13 protein-coding genes and 1 pseudogene are annotated in these 17,335 nt (G+C 60.2%); 8 read left to right on the top strand and 6 right to left on the bottom strand.

Annotated elements, in window-relative coordinates:
* Positions 1-108: 108 nt before the first annotated feature.
* Positions 109-927 carry a putative hydro-lyase gene (locus G3O01_RS11385; protein WP_277403022.1) on the bottom strand — a complete coding sequence of 273 codons (819 nt, stop codon included), beginning with the start codon at positions 925-927 and terminating at the stop codon, positions 109-111.
* A 181-nt stretch (positions 928-1,108) separates the two neighbouring features.
* Between G3O01_RS11385 and G3O01_RS11380 the strand changes: the two genes are divergently transcribed.
* From G3O01_RS11380 to G3O01_RS11365, 4 genes are all read left to right on the top strand, one after another.
* Positions 1,109-2,041 carry a LysR family transcriptional regulator gene (locus G3O01_RS11380; protein ID WP_205804736.1) on the top strand — a complete coding sequence of 311 codons (933 nt, stop codon included), beginning with the start codon at positions 1,109-1,111 and terminating at the stop codon, positions 2,039-2,041.
* Positions 2,042-2,631: 590 nt separating this feature from the next.
* Positions 2,632-3,873 carry a serine hydrolase domain-containing protein gene (locus tag G3O01_RS11375; RefSeq protein WP_205804735.1) on the top strand — a complete coding sequence of 414 codons (1,242 nt, stop codon included), beginning with the start codon at positions 2,632-2,634 and terminating at the stop codon, positions 3,871-3,873.
* Between the two features lie 48 nt (positions 3,874-3,921).
* Positions 3,922-5,577: a D-alanyl-D-alanine carboxypeptidase/D-alanyl-D-alanine-endopeptidase gene (gene dacB / locus G3O01_RS11370; protein ID WP_205804734.1), complete on the top strand. Its 1,656-nt coding sequence runs from the start codon at positions 3,922-3,924 to the stop codon at positions 5,575-5,577.
* Positions 5,578-5,622: 45 nt separating this feature from the next.
* Positions 5,623-7,251 carry a D-alanyl-D-alanine carboxypeptidase gene (locus tag G3O01_RS11365; protein WP_205804733.1) on the top strand — a complete coding sequence of 543 codons (1,629 nt, stop codon included), beginning with the start codon at positions 5,623-5,625 and terminating at the stop codon, positions 7,249-7,251.
* Between the two features lie 95 nt (positions 7,252-7,346).
* Here G3O01_RS11365 and G3O01_RS11360 read toward each other — a convergent pair whose 3' ends face one another.
* Positions 7,347-8,579, bottom strand: coding sequence for a Xaa-Pro peptidase family protein (locus tag G3O01_RS11360; protein WP_205804732.1), 1,233 nt, complete (start codon positions 8,577-8,579; stop codon positions 7,347-7,349).
* Positions 8,580-8,722: 143 nt separating this feature from the next.
* A complete protein-coding gene (locus tag G3O01_RS11355; RefSeq protein ID WP_205804731.1) occupies positions 8,723-9,652 on the bottom strand; it encodes a LysR substrate-binding domain-containing protein in 930 nt (309 codons plus the stop codon).
* A gap of 174 nt (positions 9,653-9,826) precedes the next feature.
* On the opposite strand from G3O01_RS11355, the gene G3O01_RS11350 reads away from it, so the two are divergent.
* Both G3O01_RS11350 and G3O01_RS11345 read left to right on the top strand, forming a co-directional pair.
* Entirely contained in the window at positions 9,827-11,089 is a 1,263-nt protein-coding gene (locus G3O01_RS11350) for an aromatic ring-hydroxylating dioxygenase subunit alpha (protein ID WP_205804730.1), read from the top strand.
* A gap of 7 nt (positions 11,090-11,096) precedes the next feature.
* Positions 11,097-12,236, top strand: coding sequence for a hybrid-cluster NAD(P)-dependent oxidoreductase (locus G3O01_RS11345; RefSeq protein ID WP_205804729.1), 1,140 nt, complete (start codon positions 11,097-11,099; stop codon positions 12,234-12,236).
* A gap of 159 nt (positions 12,237-12,395) precedes the next feature.
* On the opposite strand, the gene G3O01_RS11340 is transcribed toward G3O01_RS11345, so the two are convergent.
* Entirely contained in the window at positions 12,396-13,292 is an 897-nt protein-coding gene (locus G3O01_RS11340; RefSeq protein WP_205804728.1) for a LysR family transcriptional regulator, read from the bottom strand.
* Positions 13,293-13,413: 121 nt separating this feature from the next.
* Here G3O01_RS11340 and G3O01_RS11335 point away from each other — a divergent pair, with 121 nt between their 5' ends.
* Both G3O01_RS11335 and G3O01_RS11330 read left to right on the top strand, forming a co-directional pair.
* Positions 13,414-14,157 (top strand): SDR family oxidoreductase, encoded by a 744-nt coding sequence (locus G3O01_RS11335; protein WP_205804727.1) that lies wholly within the window; start codon positions 13,414-13,416, stop codon positions 14,155-14,157.
* A 173-nt stretch (positions 14,158-14,330) separates the two neighbouring features.
* Positions 14,331-16,049 carry an FAD-dependent oxidoreductase gene (locus G3O01_RS11330; protein WP_205804726.1) on the top strand — a complete coding sequence of 573 codons (1,719 nt, stop codon included), beginning with the start codon at positions 14,331-14,333 and terminating at the stop codon, positions 16,047-16,049.
* On the opposite strand, the pseudogene G3O01_RS45270 reads toward G3O01_RS11330, so the two are convergent.
* A pseudogene (locus tag G3O01_RS45270) lies at positions 16,022-16,220 on the bottom strand (hypothetical protein); the annotation flags it as partial. The gene G3O01_RS11330 and the pseudogene G3O01_RS45270 overlap by 28 nt on opposite strands.
* A gap of 107 nt (positions 16,221-16,327) precedes the next feature.
* Positions 16,328-17,233 carry a LysR family transcriptional regulator gene (locus G3O01_RS11325; protein ID WP_205804725.1) on the bottom strand — a complete coding sequence of 302 codons (906 nt, stop codon included), beginning with the start codon at positions 17,231-17,233 and terminating at the stop codon, positions 16,328-16,330.
* Positions 17,234-17,335 lie beyond the last annotated feature (102 nt).

Raw genomic sequence — 17,335 nt, 5'->3', positions numbered from 1 at the left:
CGCGCAAGAGCGTAGGGATGCGTCATTCCCTCCGGGCCGGTTGGCCGGATGGCTTCGAGATGCTGTGAGAGATGTTTTGAAGCGGCGTGTTGCGCGCCGCCGGAGCGGTCAGAAGATGGCCAGCGACGCGTTGGTGATATCCGTCATCAGCATGTGGCCCGGCGCGTGCGCGATGGCGAGCGGCAGTTTCGCGGCCATCAGCGCGGTTTGCGGCGTCACACCGCATGCCCAGTAGACGGGCAGCTCGCCTGCGCGGATCGTTACTGCATCGCCGAACTCAGGGCGTGCGAGGTCGGCGATACCGAGTTCCGCCGGATCGCCGATATGCACGGGCGCGCCATGCACGCCCGGAAAGCGGCTCGTGATCTGCACGGCGCGGATCGCGTCGGGGCCGCGCAACGGGCGCATCGACACGACGAGTTCGCCGCCGAATACGCCCGCCCGCCGGTTTGCAATCGTGGTGCGGTACATCGGCACGTTGCGGCCTTCTTCAACGTGGCGCAGCCCTATGCCTTCCTTCGCGAGCATGTGTTCGAACGAAAACGAGCAGCCGATTGCGAACACGACGAAATCGTCCTGCCAGAGCGCCTCGATCGATTCGACGCGATCGCTCAGCTCGCCGTCGCGATAGACGTTGTAGGCGGGCACGTCGGTGCGGATATCGATATCGCGCCCGAGCACCGGCACGCGGAAATCGCCCGGCTCGCCCACGCCGAGCAGCGGACACGGCTTCGGATTCGCGTGACAGAAGCGCAGGAAATCGTGCGCGTGCGTGGCGGGCAGGATCGCGAGATTGGCTTGCGCGTAGTCGCCGCAATGGCCGGCCGTCGGGCCACGGAAGTCGCGATGGCGGACGGCTTGGCGGAATTCGAATGGAGTCATGGTGTCGGCGTACTCGTGCGATTGCTCTGGTTCGTCTGCGTACAACGTGAAGGGTGCGAAGCGTTGGTTCTGCGGTAAGACAAAGCATAGAAAAGAAGAAAATTTGACGCCAACTAGTTTTATTTGCGTCGAATGAATAGAATTTCTTAACGGAATCGCGGGTTTTCCCCGATCACGTTGAGATTTTTGGAGCGGTTCTTCTTGTCGCTTTGGCGGCCTTCGGCTTATGAATACGCGCTTTCTCGAGACTTTCGTCACGCTGGCCAAGCTGCGCAGCTTCCGCACCACGGCGACCGCGTTGCACGCCACGCCCGCTGCGATCTCGCAACGGCTGAAGGCACTGGAAGACGAGTTGCAGACCACGCTCGTCGATCGCGAGAGCCGCGATTTCCGGCTCACGGCGAACGGCGAATATCTGCTTGGCTATGCGAAGGCCGTGGTGGAGGCGACGCGTCAGTTGCAGGCCGCCGCTTCACATGAAGGCGCGATGCGCGGCAAGCTGCGGCTCGGTGTGATCGAGACGGTCGTGCATAGTTGGCTCGCCGACTACATGCGACGTCTCGCGGACGACTTCCCGCAACTCGAAGTCGAACTGGCGGTGGACGTCAGCGTGGTGTTGCAGCGGCGACTGATGGCGGGTGATCTCGATCTGATCATTCGCGTGGAAGGCAGCGACGAGGAATCCGTGGTGTGCGATGCGCTCGCGAACTATCCGGTGCACTGGATCGCGCGCGCGGGGCTATTGCCGCTTTCACGCAGCGGGCTCGCCAAGCGTGTGCTGCGTCACCCGATCCTGACGTTCGGCCGTGGAACGGCGCCGCATCGCGCGCTGGAGGACATCGTCGGCAAGCTGGCGCTCGCGAATGGCGTGCCGCTCGCGGATACGCGTATCACGGGCTCGCCGTCGATTTCGGTGATCGTGCAACTCGTGCGCGATGGTTTCGGCGTGGCGGCGATTCCGCGTCTTTTCGTCGACGATCTGATCGCGCGCGGCGAGGTGGTGGAGTTGCCGTTGCAGCCTTCGCCGCCGTCCATCGTGGTGTCGATGTCGCGACGCTCGGACGCGCCGCTGTTCGTGCACGGCGCGGCCAACGCGGCGCGCACCGCGTGTCATGGGTATTGCGCAGCGGGGGATCCGCGCTTGATTGAACGTCTGTGAAGCTGGGTTACGCGGACATCGACGTCACCCGCGCGGGGAATGCTGATGAAAGATGACCGTTGCTGCGCATCGCATCACGACGCCGCACACAACGATGAGCGTTAACGGCAGGGAGCTTATCGTGGCGCTCGCATTCCGGCCCGTGAACGGAATTGAGGTGAAGTCTTCCCGAGAGATCATCAACGTTTTTATGTGGCGCAGCGCACATACGCAGCGGTAATCCTGTTCGCCGTTTCTGCTGCCAGATAGTCAGATCGGCGATATCAGACAGTGCCTTCTCCAATAAAAATGGACTTCGAATATGCCCGATTATCTTCGTGCCGTATTCCGCCAATCATTAGGCCGGTTCGCCAGTGCAGCAAATATTTTCTTCGTGAAGCGCATGTATATCGGGAGAGTAGCTCCTATACTCATTCACGAGAATGCGAAAATTGCAGAATGCATCGATTTTAGATTTGAAATATTGCCGGTGATTTTTGATCTCAGCGTTTCAAGTCAGGTCATCCGGATAATCGACAGATCAAGTGCCATAATCAACCTGTCGACGCGAAGCACAGAAAGCACTGCGGTAAGGTCGTAAGGAATAAATAATGGCTCTCTTCCGCCTGTTTTCGCAATCACGATCTATCTTCGCGATCGGCGTGCGTGTTTCCGCGTTGCTGATCGTAATGGGCCTTTCAGCCTGCGGCGGTTCCTCGACGTCGAACGAGCCGGCCTACGTCACGGCATCGCGCGCCCAGATCAACCAGTTGCTCGGCACGACATTGACGCCCGGCGCGGTGGTGTACGTACAGTCGCCGCAGGGCAACTGGCTCGAATCGTTCGGTACCGCGCAACGTGGCACCAACACGCCAATCCCCGTCGACGCGTACTTTCGCGTGGGCAGCGTGACGAAAACATGGACGGGTACTGTCATCCTGCAACTCGTGCAGGAGGGCAAGCTGAATCTGAGCGACCCTGTCAGCAAGTTCGTGCCGAACGTGCCCAACGGCGACGCAATCACGATCCAGCAACTGCTCGCGATGCGAAGCGGCCTTTACAACTACTCACGCGACCTTGGCTTCAACCAGACGCTCGACGCGCAGCCGGGCAGAGTCTGGACGACGGCCGAAGTGCTGGCCATCGCGTTCAGTCATCCTGTGGACTTCGATCCCGATACATCCTTCGGCTACTCGAACACGAATACGGTGCTGCTCGGCATGATCATCGAGCAACTGACGGGCATGAGCGCCGCCGACGCAATCCAGACACGGCTCTTCACGCCGCTGGGTCTGACGGGTACCTATCTGCCCGCACAGACCGATTCGTCGCTGCCCGCGCCGTCGCCACATAGCTACCTGTGGGGCACCAATGCCGAGACGGCCACGAACTCCGCGCTGTCGCCCGCGCGCCAGGCCGCCGCGAAAGACGGCACGCTGCAGCCGACGGATGTGACGAACGCGAGCCCGTCATGGGGCTGGACGGCGGGCTCCGGCATCTCGACCATCAAGGAACTCGCTGCATTCGTGCAGCGAATGGTGGGCGGCGGTTATCTGAATGCCGACCTCCAGTCGAAGCGTCTGTCCACCTGCACGGCGCTTGTACCGTCCGATCCAGCCTCGCCAGGTTACTGCCTCGGTATCGCGAAGTTCGGCACGTTCTACGGGCATAACGGCCAGATAAACGGCTTCAACACTTTCATGGTGTACGACCCGGGCTCGAACACGACGGTCGTGACCTGGGCGACGACGGCGGACACACCCGATGGCCGCGGGCCCGCCGATGCAATCGCGCGCATCGTAACCACCGAGCTGGGCAAGGCGGCGGAAATAGTGGACGAAGACCAGCCTTGAGCGGCGCCTTTCATTCGCAATCGACATAACAGCCGGGAGACCTCTGCGATGAACGCGACAATCGATCGGAAGCACACATGCTGGAGCATCATCGTGTCGGCGTTGTTGCTGGTCTCGTGCGGCGGCTCGGATCATGCGAATACGGCCGTTCCCGACGCGATCACCCAGATCATGCAAAAGCCTGCTTACGCGAATGCCACATGGGCGATGCAGGTCGTCGATCTGGATACGGGCCGCGTGATCTACGATATGAATTCGGGTTCGCAGGTGTTCATCGCTTCCGTGCGCAAGCTCTTTTCGACCGGCAATGCGCTCGACATGCTAGGCGCACAGTACAAGCACGTGACGCCTGTCTACAAGCAGGGTACCGTCGACGCCAACGGTGTGCTCACCGGTAATCTGATCATGGTGGCGAGCGGCGATCTGACGATGGGCGGCCGCGCCAACACGGACGGCACCATCGCGCTCAGCGCGTTCGATCACAACGAAGCCGACGGTCTCGGCAACGCGATCCTGACCACGCCGGATCCGCTGGCGGGATTCGATGCGCTTGCTGCACAGGTGGCGGCCGCTGGCATCAAGACCGTCAACGGCGATGTCGTGATCGACGATCGACTTTTCGACGCGTTCCCTTTCCGCGAAGAAACGGGCTTCAATGTCACGCCAATGCTGGTCAACGACGACGTCGTCGATATTTCGTTCAGTGCGAGCGCGGACGGAGCTTTGCTTCCGTTCACCTACCGGCCGACTTCCGCAGCGTTCTCGGTGCAGTCGACATTGAAAACGGACGCGACGACCACGCAATTCGCAGTCGAACTGACGCCCGATCCAACCGAAAACCAGGTGCCGCAATGCTTCGGACAGGCGAACTGTTCCGGCGCGGTGTCGGGCACGGTGCCTACCACGGTGCAGCCGCCGCTGACCAACGCCTATCCGCTGATACGCACGTTCCGCATCAGCGCGCCGTCCACGTATGCACGTACGGTGTTTATAGAGGCGCTGGCGCGCGCAGGCGTGACGGTCAGTGCGGCAGCCGTCGGCACGAACGCAGTGGGCCTGCTGCCCGCGCAAGGCTCGTATTCGAGCGCGCAACAGGTGGCACAGCTGACCTCCGCGCCGTATGCGCAGGACATCCGCTTCGTCAATAAGGTGAGTTACAACATCGGCGCGGACGTGACATTGATGCTGTACGGGCTCGCGAAAAACGGCTCGCGAACCATGACCAGTTCGCTTGCGACGGAACAGCAGGAACTGTCGTCGACGTTCAAGATCGCGTCGGACCAGTATCATTTCATCGATGGAAGCGGCGGCGGCGATACGACCGCGAACGCCACCGCCGTTATCGCGTTGCTGCGCGGCATGCGCCTGATGCCCGATTACGCAACGTACGTCGATTCGCTGCCTTTCCTGGGTGTGGACGGCTCACTCACGACAGTCACCAACTTCGAATCCGACCCGACGCTCGCAGGCGCGAAGGGGAAGGTGTACGCGAAGACGGGGACTTACGTCGGGCTGAGCACGACGACACCGGCCGTGCCGCTACTCAAGGCGCAGGCGCTCGCCGGGTATATCGACGCGAAAAGCGGCCATCGTCTCGCGTTCTTCCTGTCGGTGAACAACGCGACACTCGTGGATTTCGATACGGTGCTAAACGCGTTCCAGGACGAGGGCACGATCGCGGCGCAGATCTGGAAGCTGCAATGATGTCGAGGCCCGCTCCATTCGCCTGAACCTGTCGAGAGGCATGCCATGCGCGCACCGCTTAAGGCTCTCCTGGCATTGATCGCCTGCTGCATGCTCGTCGCGAGTTGCGGGAGCAGCGACGACGGCGATCCGATCGCGCAGATCATGAGCAAGCCGCGCTATACGAGCGCGAAATCGCAATGGTCGATGGTCGTGATGGACGCGAACACGGGGCAGGTGCTCGACGCGCTCGCCCCCGACATGCTCGTGCTGACGGCCTCGGTGCGCAAGCTGTATTCGGTGGCGACGGCGCTGAACGTGCTCGGCGCGGATCACCGCTTCGTCACGCCCGTCTACCGTACCGGCACGGTAGACGGGTCCGGCAAGCTGACGGGCAATCTGATCCTGCAGGCCTCCGGCGATCTGACGTTCGGCGGCCGGCAAAAAGCCGACGGCACCGTCGATTTCACCGACTTCGACCACAACGACGCGCGCGGCTTCGGCGGCGCGATTCTCACGCCCGAAGATCCGCTCACTGCGTTGAATGATCTGGCGCAACAGGTGAAGGCGTCGGGTATCACGACAGTTGATGGCGACGTGATCATCGACGACCGGCTGTTCGACGCGTTTCGCGTGCCGAATGGCAATGTGCTGATCTCGCCGATCGTCATCAACGAGAACGTGATCGACGTGACGCTGACACCGGGCGCATCCGTTGGCGCAGCGGGCGTGCTCGACTGGCGGCCGCGCACCAGCGCGATGACGATGCAAGGCACGTCCGTGACGACGGCAGCGAACAGCACGAGTGACATCATGGTTTCCGGCGATGCGCTGAACGAGGCGCCGCTCTCGTGTCTCGCGGCGCCTGGCTGCAAGGGCACGCTGTCGGGCAAGGAGAGTCTCGATGCAGCCGCAACGATACCGCTCGGCTTCGTGTCGCCGCTCGTCGGCAATGGCCTCTACGTGAGCATTCTGCGTGTTGAGGATCCGCCTTCATTCGCGCGCACGGCGTTTATCGACGCGCTGGCGCGCGCGGGCGTCAGTGTGTCTGCGCCTGCCGTGCAGCTGAACCAGACGGCCGCCTTGCCGCCAACGCAGAACTACTCGGGCGCGACACAGGTCGCTAGCTATACCTCGATGCCGTACTCCGAATTCGCGAAGCTCGTGTTGAAGGTCAGCCTGAACACCGGTGCGAATCTGAGCCTGATGTACCAGGGGCTTGCGCAAGGCGTGCGCACCGTCGGCGATGCGCTGTCCACGGAGCGCCGTTATCTGACCGGCACGCTCGGCCTCGACGGCGCGGGCTTCAACTTCCCCACCAACGGCAGCGGCACGCCCGATAGCCAGGCGAGCGCCCGCACGACGGCCACGCTGCTGACGGCAATGAGCCGCCTGCCCGTTTATCCCGTGTATCACGACGCGCTGTCGATTCTCGGCGTCGACGGATCGCTCGCGGCTGTGGGCAAGAATGTCGCAGGCAAGGAACATATTTTCGTGAAGAGCGGCGCAACGATCGACAGCAATGGCCAGATGGTCGCGATGAACATGGCGGGCTATATCGACGCGAAGAGCGGCCGGCGGATTGCTTACGCGCTGTTCGTCAACAATGCGGGGCCGCTTACCGCGCTGTCCGATACGCTCGAAGTGTTCGATGATGAAGCGATGATATTGGGGATTCTTTACGCGAGGTATTGAGGGTGGGGTGGCCTGAGTGCACGCATATATCGGCCAGATTCTGTTATGAGCGGCAGGCGCGGTTGGTAACCCGACCGCGCATGCGCTCGCAACGCTCAGAGCCATTCAGTCTGGAACGGGAACGTCGAAAGCGGCGTGCAGCCGTTCTCCGTCAAATGGACCTGCTGTTCGAGCTTCACGCCCTCGTTACCACCCTCATCGCCGATATAGCTTTCGATGCACAGCGTCATGCCTGCCTCGAACGCCCCGTTATAGCCGTGATCCTGAAAGTATGAGATCGACGGATACTCGTCGACCATACCAATTCCATGTGCAAGGCAGCTATAGCGGTTCTTGAAGAACTGGGCTGGCATGCTCCAGCTTCGTTCGGCAAACTCATTGAAGGTCATGCCCGGCTGGATCAGCGCCATGTTCGTGTGCAGTTGCTCATGCGCTGCGGCATACAGGCGGCGCTGGTTATCGGTTGGGCGGACATGACCGACCGTCCACGTACGCGAGATGTCGGCGCAGTAACCGTATGGTCCGACGAGGTCCGTGTCGAACGCAATGAGTTCGCCCTTGTGCATGACCCTTGGACTGCATTCCTGCATCCACGGATTCGTGCGGCTTCCTGACGCCAGCAGGCGCGTCTCGATCCATTCACCGCCAAGCTTGATGTTTTCGAAGTGCAGGTGCGCCCAGAGTTCCTGTTCCGTCATGCCTGGCTGCAGTACATCGTACATGCGTTGAATGCCGCGTTCGCACACGTCGATAGCGGCCTGCATGACGACGAGTTCATCCTCGGACTTGATGGTCCGCGCGATCTCCATGATCGCCTGGCCATCCACCACATTGATGCCTTGTTCGCGCAATGCATGCAGGCCTTCGGGATCGAGCCGATCGACTGCGACGCGCTGCTCCGACGGCGCGTGCTGACGAAGCAGGTCGGCGATTTCGCGCGCCCATCGCCTCGCGTTGATTGCTGCTTCAGGTCCGGCGTTGAAATAGTTCCAGCACACGGCGCTGCGCAGTTCTGCTTCGACGGGCACGTTATCCCATACGTGCTCGCAGCTATGAAACTCGAATCCGATCACCGGGCCGTCGGCGAAGATCATGACGTAACGCGTCGGATTGCGGCCGGTCCAGATCTGCATGTTCGACGTGTCTGTCGCATACCGGATGTTAACGGGGTCGTACAGCACGATGGCTGGAACCCGGCTCTCGCGTAGCTGGCGGCGTACGCGTTCCAGCCGGTAGCGGCGGACGCGATCGAGCAGACCCGGCGGAAGGTCGGCTACGTTATCGGCTGTCTCTGAGATTGAGGCGTGAAGCGTGGAAATCCCCGACATCGACTGTTCTCCTGACATGATCGACTGGCAGTATCAGAACGTCGAAAAGGCCGGTCAACGGCCTTTATTTTCCTCGTCGCATGACTTTAAGTCATCCGTCCGCGAGACACATATGCGCTGAAAGCTTCGAATGTGTCGCACGCCTAGCGCGTGGCGGGATCACCGCGCAGCCACTCGATCAGTTGCGTGATGACGGGAGAGAACGTGCGCCCGTGCGGCACGACAACGAAGTAACCGTCGGCGGGCGTGCAGGTGGCAACGTCGAGTCGCATGAGTTCACCTGTCATGAGCAGGTGGTCGACGAGCCGGCTCCAGCCGAGCGCGATGCCCTGTCCATAGCGTGCGGCCTGTATCGCATCCGTGTATAGACTGCATCGCAGTACCTTGTTGAGGCGTGGCGGGCGATAACCGACCGCATGGAACCATTCAGTCCAGTCCATCCACCCCTCGCTCGTCGAATCGGATTCGACCAGAGCCATGGTCGCGAGCTCTTCGAGGGACGTGGGTACGCTGTTTTCTTCGAGAAATCTGCGCGAACAGACGGGGAATATTTCGACGTCGAACAGGAATGTCGACGTGCCGTCCGACCACTGGCCCTTGCCATACCGAACAGCGGCGTCCACTTCGACATGGCGCAAGTCGGCCGTAAACATCTGCGTAGTCAGGCGCAATTGCAGCGGCGGCTCGAGCTTCTTCAGATTGGCAAGGCGAGGCAATAGCCGGAACTGCGAGAACGCGGCAGTGGAGGCGAGCACTAGTTCGCGTTGTTCAACGCCTGTCGTCGACAGACGATCGAACACGCCGGCGATCTTCTGCATGGATTCGGCCACCACCAGATAAAGCGCTTCGCCCTCGACGGTCAACTCAATGGAGCGGTGCCCGCGGCGAAAGAGCCGCACATTCAGGGTCTCTTCCAGGAAGCGGATCTGCCGGCTGACTGCCGATTGCGTCACGCCGAGTTCGGTGGCGGCAAATGTGAAACTGGCGAGGCGAGCCACCGCCTCGAATTCGACCAACGCAGTCAGCGACGGGACGATTCTGCGGTAACCCTTCGTTTCTCTGGACGTCTTCATCGTTGTCTCTGATCTTGATGCGTGTTACGACAGCCAGCCTCCGCGATATTCTCACATGACTTAAAGGAATGTCAGGCGGTAAATAAAGCGCATTGACGGTGCAAATTGGCAATTCAATACTCGACGCCATGCTGCACACACAGCGTTGCGGCGCACACCCGTCAAGAGGCATACATGTCCACCGTCATCCCCATCAAGACTCATCGCCAGCTGCTCGATAGCCGTGAAGCCGGTCACGGCATGCCGGGCGAACTGTTTGGCCGCCAGGACGTTTTCGAAACCGATGTCGAAGTGTTCTTTCACAAGCTCTGGATTCTTGTCGGCGTCACCGCGGATGTACCGGAACCGGGTGATGTCCATACCGTCGACATCGGCAAAGCTTCGATCATCATCGTGCGCGACGATGACGAAAACATTCGCGCCTATCGCAACGTGTGCCGTCATCGTGGCTCGCGCATCATGAAGCAGCCGGGCAAGGCGACCGTCGGCATGCTCGTGTGTCCGTATCATCAATGGACGTACGATCTCGACGGCAGCCTGCGCCACACCTCGCACATGGGCAAGGATTTCGATTCCACTTGCCACAGCCTGATTCCTGTTCATCTGAAGACGGTAGGCGCCCACGTCTTCGTTTGCCTTGCCGACCAACCACCCGAGGATTTTTCGAAGCTCGAAACGGTGATGGCGCCTCGCTTCGCGCCCTACGATCTGACGCGCACGAAGATCGCGCATGAAATGGAGATCATCGAGAACGGCAACTGGAAGCTGGTGATGGAAAACAACCGCGAGTGCTATCACTGCGCGGGCACGCATCCTGAACTCACGAATTCATTTCTCGCGGAAGATTTCGGCTTCTGCCCGGACGGCCAGAGCGACGATGCACTGAATGCGTACGACGACTACGTTGCGCGAAATGCCGCCAGTCAGGCTGCATGGGAAGCGGACGGCTGGATCTGCGAACGCTTCGAGTCACTGGATGAAAGCGTTCACACGAACTTCCGCACCCAGCGGCTCGTGATCGCAGGCGCCAACGAATCACAGACGATGGACACGAAGGTCGCCTGCACGAAGCTGTTCGGGGACCTGCAGCGCCGCGATCTCGGAGACGTGCACATGTGGGGCCATCATTCGTGGACGCACGTCATGAGCGATCACGCTGTGGTCGCCTACATCCTGCCGCTCGCTCCCGACAAGACACTTGTGCGCACTATCTGGCTCGTTCACGAAGATGCCGTGGAAGGCGTCGACTACGATCTGAAAAAGCTGACGGAAGTCTGGGTTGCCACGACCACCCAGGATGCCGATCTGGTAGCGAATACACACAATGGTACGCAGGATCCAGCGTATCGTCCGGGGCCATTCTCCATGTTTACCGAAGCGCCGCTGGACGAATTCTCGCGCTGGTACAACGCGCGTCTGAAAGAACACGGTGTGTGAGTCCAATATGGAAAACGTCGTTGAACCCTGCATCCTTGAGCAGAGCCCACAATTGCCTGATCGTTTCAGTCTGTCTTCCACCTGGGAACGCGCGGATGCGCAGTGGCCGAGTCACGAGCAACGGACGCTGGTTTGCTGCCGGGTACTGGACGAGACTCACGACGTTCGCACGTTCGTGTTTGCGAGCGAAGCGGGGCAGCCGTTTTCGTTCGAGCCTGGGCAGTTCATCACGATCAGCGTAGGGATTGAAGGCACGGCGGTGAGCCGCTGCTACACGATATCATCGCCACCGACACGTCCGTACACGTTGTCGATCACCGTCAAGCGGACGCCGGGCGGCGCGATGTCGAACTGGCTGCATGCGAATATGACCGCGGGCAAAACGTTGTCTGCATATGGTCCCTCGGGCATTTTCACGCCGTCGGCCGGGCCGTCGCGCAAGGCGCTCTATCTCTCAGCGGGCTCTGGCGTCACGCCGTTGATGGCGATGACGCGCGCGGCGTTCGACCTGGGACAGAATTGCGATGTCGTATTCATGCACAGTGCGAGAACGCCCGAAGACATCATCTTTGCGGAAGAACTCGCTGGGCTCGAGCGGCTATCCAGCGCGTTTCGGGTGATACATATTTGCGAAGCGCAAGGAAGTCATGGCACCTGGCAAGGTCCGACCGGACGCCTGAGTCTGGATTTACTGAAAGCGCGTGTGCCTGACTATCGGGAGCGGGAAGTGTTCACGTGCGGGCCAGCGGGTTATATGGATGCCGTCAGAAAGCTGTTGCTCGACGGAGCGTATGACCCGGCCCGGTATCACCAGGAGAGTTTCAACTTCGCAGAGACGGTCGAGGTGACTGAGGCAGCGCCGGAGCCTCAAGAGAGTGCGCAACGATCCTTTACGGTGCGTCTTGCGCGGTCCGGAAAGACCTTTGCGATGCAGACATCAGAGACCGTGCTCGCTGCTGCGCGCAAAGCAGGCGTGCCGCTGCCTTCGTCATGCAGCCAGGGGATCTGTGGGACGTGCAAGACAAAGTTGCTCGAAGGCACGGTTGAGATGAAGCATAACGGCGGGATCCGTCCGCGTGAGATAGATAAAGGACTTCGCTTGATGTGTTGCAGCAAGCCGACCTCTGATCTGGTTCTGGATCTGTAGCGGAATACGGCTTTGGCCGTCACACCAACGTCAGATCAGTCCAGTCTCGGCCAGACTGGGTGGCGAAGGTCTGAGTTGGTGGAACTGGTTGAGTAACGTGGAGGAACCATTGTGCAGCCTCGATCTGGCGAGGCTCGTAGGCGTGTGTTTCGCCTGCAATCAGGAATATCGCTCTAACGCTGCCACGAACGCATCGAAAACCAGGCGAATTCGGGTTGGAACCGGACCACGCTGCGGACGATATACGTAGATTTCCCACGGCTCCGGCATAAACTTCTCCAGCACAGGCACCAGCTGCCCCGTGGCGATATACGGATCGGCCAGATACGCAGGTATCTGGCCAAAACCCATTCCCGCGAGGATCGCCTGACATTCGGCGTCGCCGTCGTTGCTGGTAAAACGCGGTGCCCCAGGAATGATTTGGGCGCCGCCCGCAAAGTACCAGGGCCACGCCTTGCCTGCGCTTACATCTCGCAAGGCCGTCGTTGGCAAGTCGTTCAGGTGTTCGATGCTGGCAGGCTTGCCGTGGCGCGCGATGAGTTCAGGAGTGCCGACAACGTGAAATGCCGGCGCTGCGACGCGACGGGCCACGAAACGGTTGTCATGCAGCGGGCCGAAACGCACGCCGATATCAATGCGGTCGTCGACGACAGCAACACGGGCGTCGCTCAGATGCATATCGAAGCGCAAGAGCGGATACGTGCTGGCGAGATTTTCCAGCGTGGGCATCAACCATCTGCGGCCCAGCATCACGGGCGCCGTCACGCGAACGATGCCTTCCAGTTCCTGCGCCTCCCGGACAGGGGCCTGCAGGAACAACTCGTCCAGCTCGCGGACACTGACTTTTGCGCGGACGGCCAGCGCTTCGCCGTAAGTCGTGACTTGGATTCCGCGAGTATTGCGGTGAAACAGGACTTCTCCGTGCAGCCGCTCCAGATCCTGCACAGCGCGTGTGACTGCCTGCGGCGATATGGCAAGCTGCGCCGCTGCCTCCTTGAAGCTTTGCGACTCAGCCGCAGCCACGAAGATACGCAGCATTTCGAGACGATTTTGCACGATTAGACAATTCCATAAAAAGGAATTGTCTAATCGTAACATTTCCATTTACCGGTGCAGGTGGTCTTCTTACACTCGTGTTCATGCAGTGTTCATTCATCTCCCTTCACGAGGAAAAATCATGAGCAACAATATCGCAGGCAAGGTCGTCGTCATTACGGGTGCAAGCAGCGGCCTGGGTGCAGCCACAGCGCGCATGCTGGCTTCACGCGGCGCTTCGGTAGTGCTGGGTGCACGTCGGGTGGACATGATGAACGCGCTGGCAGACGAGATTCGCGCCGCCGGCGGCAAGGTCGAAGTTGTCGCTACCGACGTGACCAATGCGGCACAGGTGAAAAATCTGATCGACATCGCCGTGAAGACCTTCGGTCGCCTGGACGTGCTGGTCAACAATGCTGGCCTGATGGCCATCGCTCCGATGAGTGAGGTTAAAGTCGAGGAATGGGACCGCATGATCGACATCAACGTCAAGGGCGTGCTGTACGGCATCGCCGCCGCGTTGCCTGTCTTCCAGCAGCAGGGCAGCGGACACTTCATCAACATTGCCTCGGTTGCGGGCATTAAAGTCTTCAGCCCTGGCGGCACGGTTTACAGCGGAACCAAGTTCGCCGTACGTGCGATCTCGGAAGGCTTGCGCCATGAAGTCGGTGGTTCCATCCGCACCACGACAATCGAGCCGGGCGCAGTCGAGTCCGAACTGAAACTGGGCAGCAGCCACGAGGAAAGCAGCAACTTCGTCAAGGAGTTCTACAAGCTCGCCATTCCTTCCGACTCCGTGGCGCGAGCGATTGCGTATGCAATTGACGAACCGGCGAACGTGGATATCAACGAAATCGTGCTGCGTCCTACTGCACAGGATTTCTGAACACGCTTCAACTGCTTTGGCTTGTCCGGGCGGTCGGCTTACATCCTGTCGACGGTCATCGCCGAGGTGATGGCGTCGACGGGGTGCTGGCCGATCCGTCCGAAGTAAATGTGTCAGACTCCACGGGATACACTACGCAGACCCTTCTATCGAACGGCTGATATGGAGTCGTCATGACCAGCGAGCGCGCGGAGTTTCCTGGCGAGTCGGATGAAGAACAACCGCCACTGCCTACGGCAGATCTTGACAAGCGGCGTCACCAGATTTATCCCCGGCTCAGCGAGGTAGACCTGCGCCATGTCACCCGCTTCGGCGAGAAGCAGCACTTTGCCGATGGCGCGCCGGTGCTACGCGCCGGAATACCAACCGATGGCATTCTGGTTCTGCTCCAGGGGCGTATTGCGCTGTATTGTCACGACGGATTCGATAACAACTCACTCATCATCACCTTGGGGTACGGCCAGTTCTCCGGTGATATTGGGCAATTGTCTGCCCGTCCCGAAATGGTAGACGGGATAGCGATAGGCGACCTGGAGGTGGTGCGTCTGTCATCCGAAAAGCTGCGCGCACTGATAGTCGCACATGCCGATCTTGGCGAACGCCTCGTTCGGGCGCTGATATTACGCAGTGTGGCGCTGCTGGAGAGGAATTCCGGCGGGCCCGTCATCATAGGCCCGCGTGGTCACGGCCGCATCCACACCTTGCAGAGTTTTCTGACGGCCAACGCCCACCCGCATACGGTTCTGGACCCGCTCGAAGACGAACGGGCTGCGCAACTGGTAGCGCACTATCAGCCGGCTCGGGAAGACTGGCCGCTGGTGATTTGCCCTGCAATCGGCGTGAGCAAGAATCCGAGCATCGTTGAACTGGGTCGCAACATCGGCCTGCTACGTCCTTTAAGCGAAGAGAAGCTTTGGGATGTGATTGTCGTCGGCGCGGGTCCTGCTGGTTTGGCGACGGCGGTATATGCCGCGTCGGAGGGCTTGTCCGTGCTGGTGCTGGAAACCCGCGCCTACGGCGGACAGGCCGGCGCCAGCGCACGTATCGAAAACTACCTTGGGTTTCCCACTGGGGTCTCGGGTGGCGCGCTCACTGGCCGTGCCTATGTGCAGGCGGAGAAGTTTGGCGTCGAGATCGCCATCCCTGCACCGGCCGGGCGCCTGTATTGCGACACCTGGCCGCTTCAGGTGGAAATGTGCGGCAGCCTGACCCGGCTCAAGGCGCGCACCGTGGTGCTAGCCTGCGGGGCGCGTTACCGCCGGCCGTCGCTGGCCAATCTCAAGCAATTCGAAGGCAAGGGCGTGTACTACTGGGCGTCCCCCGTGGAAGCCCGATTGTGCCGGATGCAGGAAGTCGTGCTCGTCGGCGGCGGCAATTCGGCCGGCCAGGCCGCAGTCTATCTTGCCGGTCACGCTGCGAAGGTACACCTTCTGATCCGCAAGGGCAGCCTGGCGTCGAACATGTCCAGCTATCTGATCGGGCGGATCGAAGCCACACCGAACATCGAGTTGCATACCCATTCCGAAATAGTCGGGCTGGACGGCGATGAAGATAGCTTGACGCAAGTGCGGGTTCGCAACTCCCGGAGCGAGGAGGAACGTATTTTCGATATCTGCAGGGTGTTCCTGTTCATAGGCGCCGATCCCAACACCGGATGGCTCAGCGATTGCGGCGTCCACGTCGACCGGCATGGCTTCATTTTCACCGGTCCGGATGTTGAGGAGAGTCGGGATCAAATGCAATATCGCCTGAACTTGCAGACCAGCGTGCCTGGCGTATTTGCGATCGGTGATGTTCGCGCCGGTTCCACCAAACGGGTCGCGGCAGCCGTCGGTGAGGGTGCGGCGGTCGTGGGGCAGATACATCAATTTTTGACCCGCGAGCGTGTGTGAACGAAGTCGCTCGCGTTCTCATGCTGTTCTGACGTCGTGCGCATGGGCAGCCATTTCGCGTCGCCGATGAACTGATCGATAGACACCAATCCAGTTGCCTCGCACGACGGCTTCTGCGACGGACCGACCTTCCAGAAACGCACTCACGACGCGAACTGCGAAGCCGTCACCGACGCGGCGGGATGTGGGGATGTATGCAAATGCAGCGGCCGGTGCAGCAAGTTGAATGTCCCTTCTCGCATCCGAAGCAGCATTTGCAAGCACCTCACAGTGTGCACCTACCGCCCTTCGCAACATTCGTTCAGGTCGGTCATGAATACCTTCAGGATCGACGGCATCGCCGAACCTCTGCGTATGGCAGCGCAGAACGGCCATTGTGCGCCGAACTGTCCGGGATTGATGCGTCGCATCTCGTCACGCTCGACCCAGCGGGCGGCGTAGTGATTCGGCAGAAACCCGATATATGCACCGGACAACACGAGTATCGCTTGTGCCTCGACGTTGTCCACCGTCGCCGCAGCCTTGCTCGCGCTCAGCATGCGCAAGTCGTTTTCCTGCAGATAACCGCGCGCCACAATGCGGCTTGCCGCAATAGCGTCATTCGGCACAATGCCATTCGTCGCGCTCGCAAAGAGCGCGTTTCGACTGCCGCAATACAGTCCGTCGGGTTCCAGATACAGGTCGTTATAAGCCAGCCCCGGTACATGAAGCGGGAAATGACCAACTGCAACGTGCAGGCGTCCATCGAGCACACGCTCTTCAAGTTCGGCAGGCGCGCCGACATAAACGTCGACATGCACATCATGTCCACGCGAGACGAACTTCTGCAGCGCCTTGGGCAGTGGTGACGTCGTATCTGTGATCGTGTTGTCGATGATGCCGAGATAGAGCTTTCCCGAGATGTGCTGCTTCAGCGCATCGGTATCCATGCAGAAGGTCTCGACGGCAACCTGCAGCCTTTGCGCCGCTTCATAAGTCGCGATCCCATGTTCGGTCAACCGGAAGCCGCCTCTGCCTCGCTCGCACAGCTTGAGTCCGAGCCGCGTTTCGAGTGTGGTCATCTGTTCGCTGATTGTCGACTGACTGACGTTCAGGCTCGCCTGCGCGGCCGAGAATCCGCCGCAGCGCACGACATTCATGAAAACCCTAAGTAGTTTCAGATCTACATCCTGCAACTGAACCATGGCTCGCGCCTCTCCCTCGTCGCTTCGGAAATCCCGATATGAACATTTGATACTTGGGATTTTTATACAAAAAAATTCCACCGATAGTGTCTTCGAACGGCG

Source organism: Burkholderia sp. Ac-20365 (assembly GCF_017104715.1).
GTDB lineage: Bacteria > Pseudomonadota > Gammaproteobacteria > Burkholderiales > Burkholderiaceae > Paraburkholderia.
The sequence above is the reverse complement of the archived record's forward strand: the minus strand, read 5'-3'. Positions and strand labels throughout refer to the sequence as shown.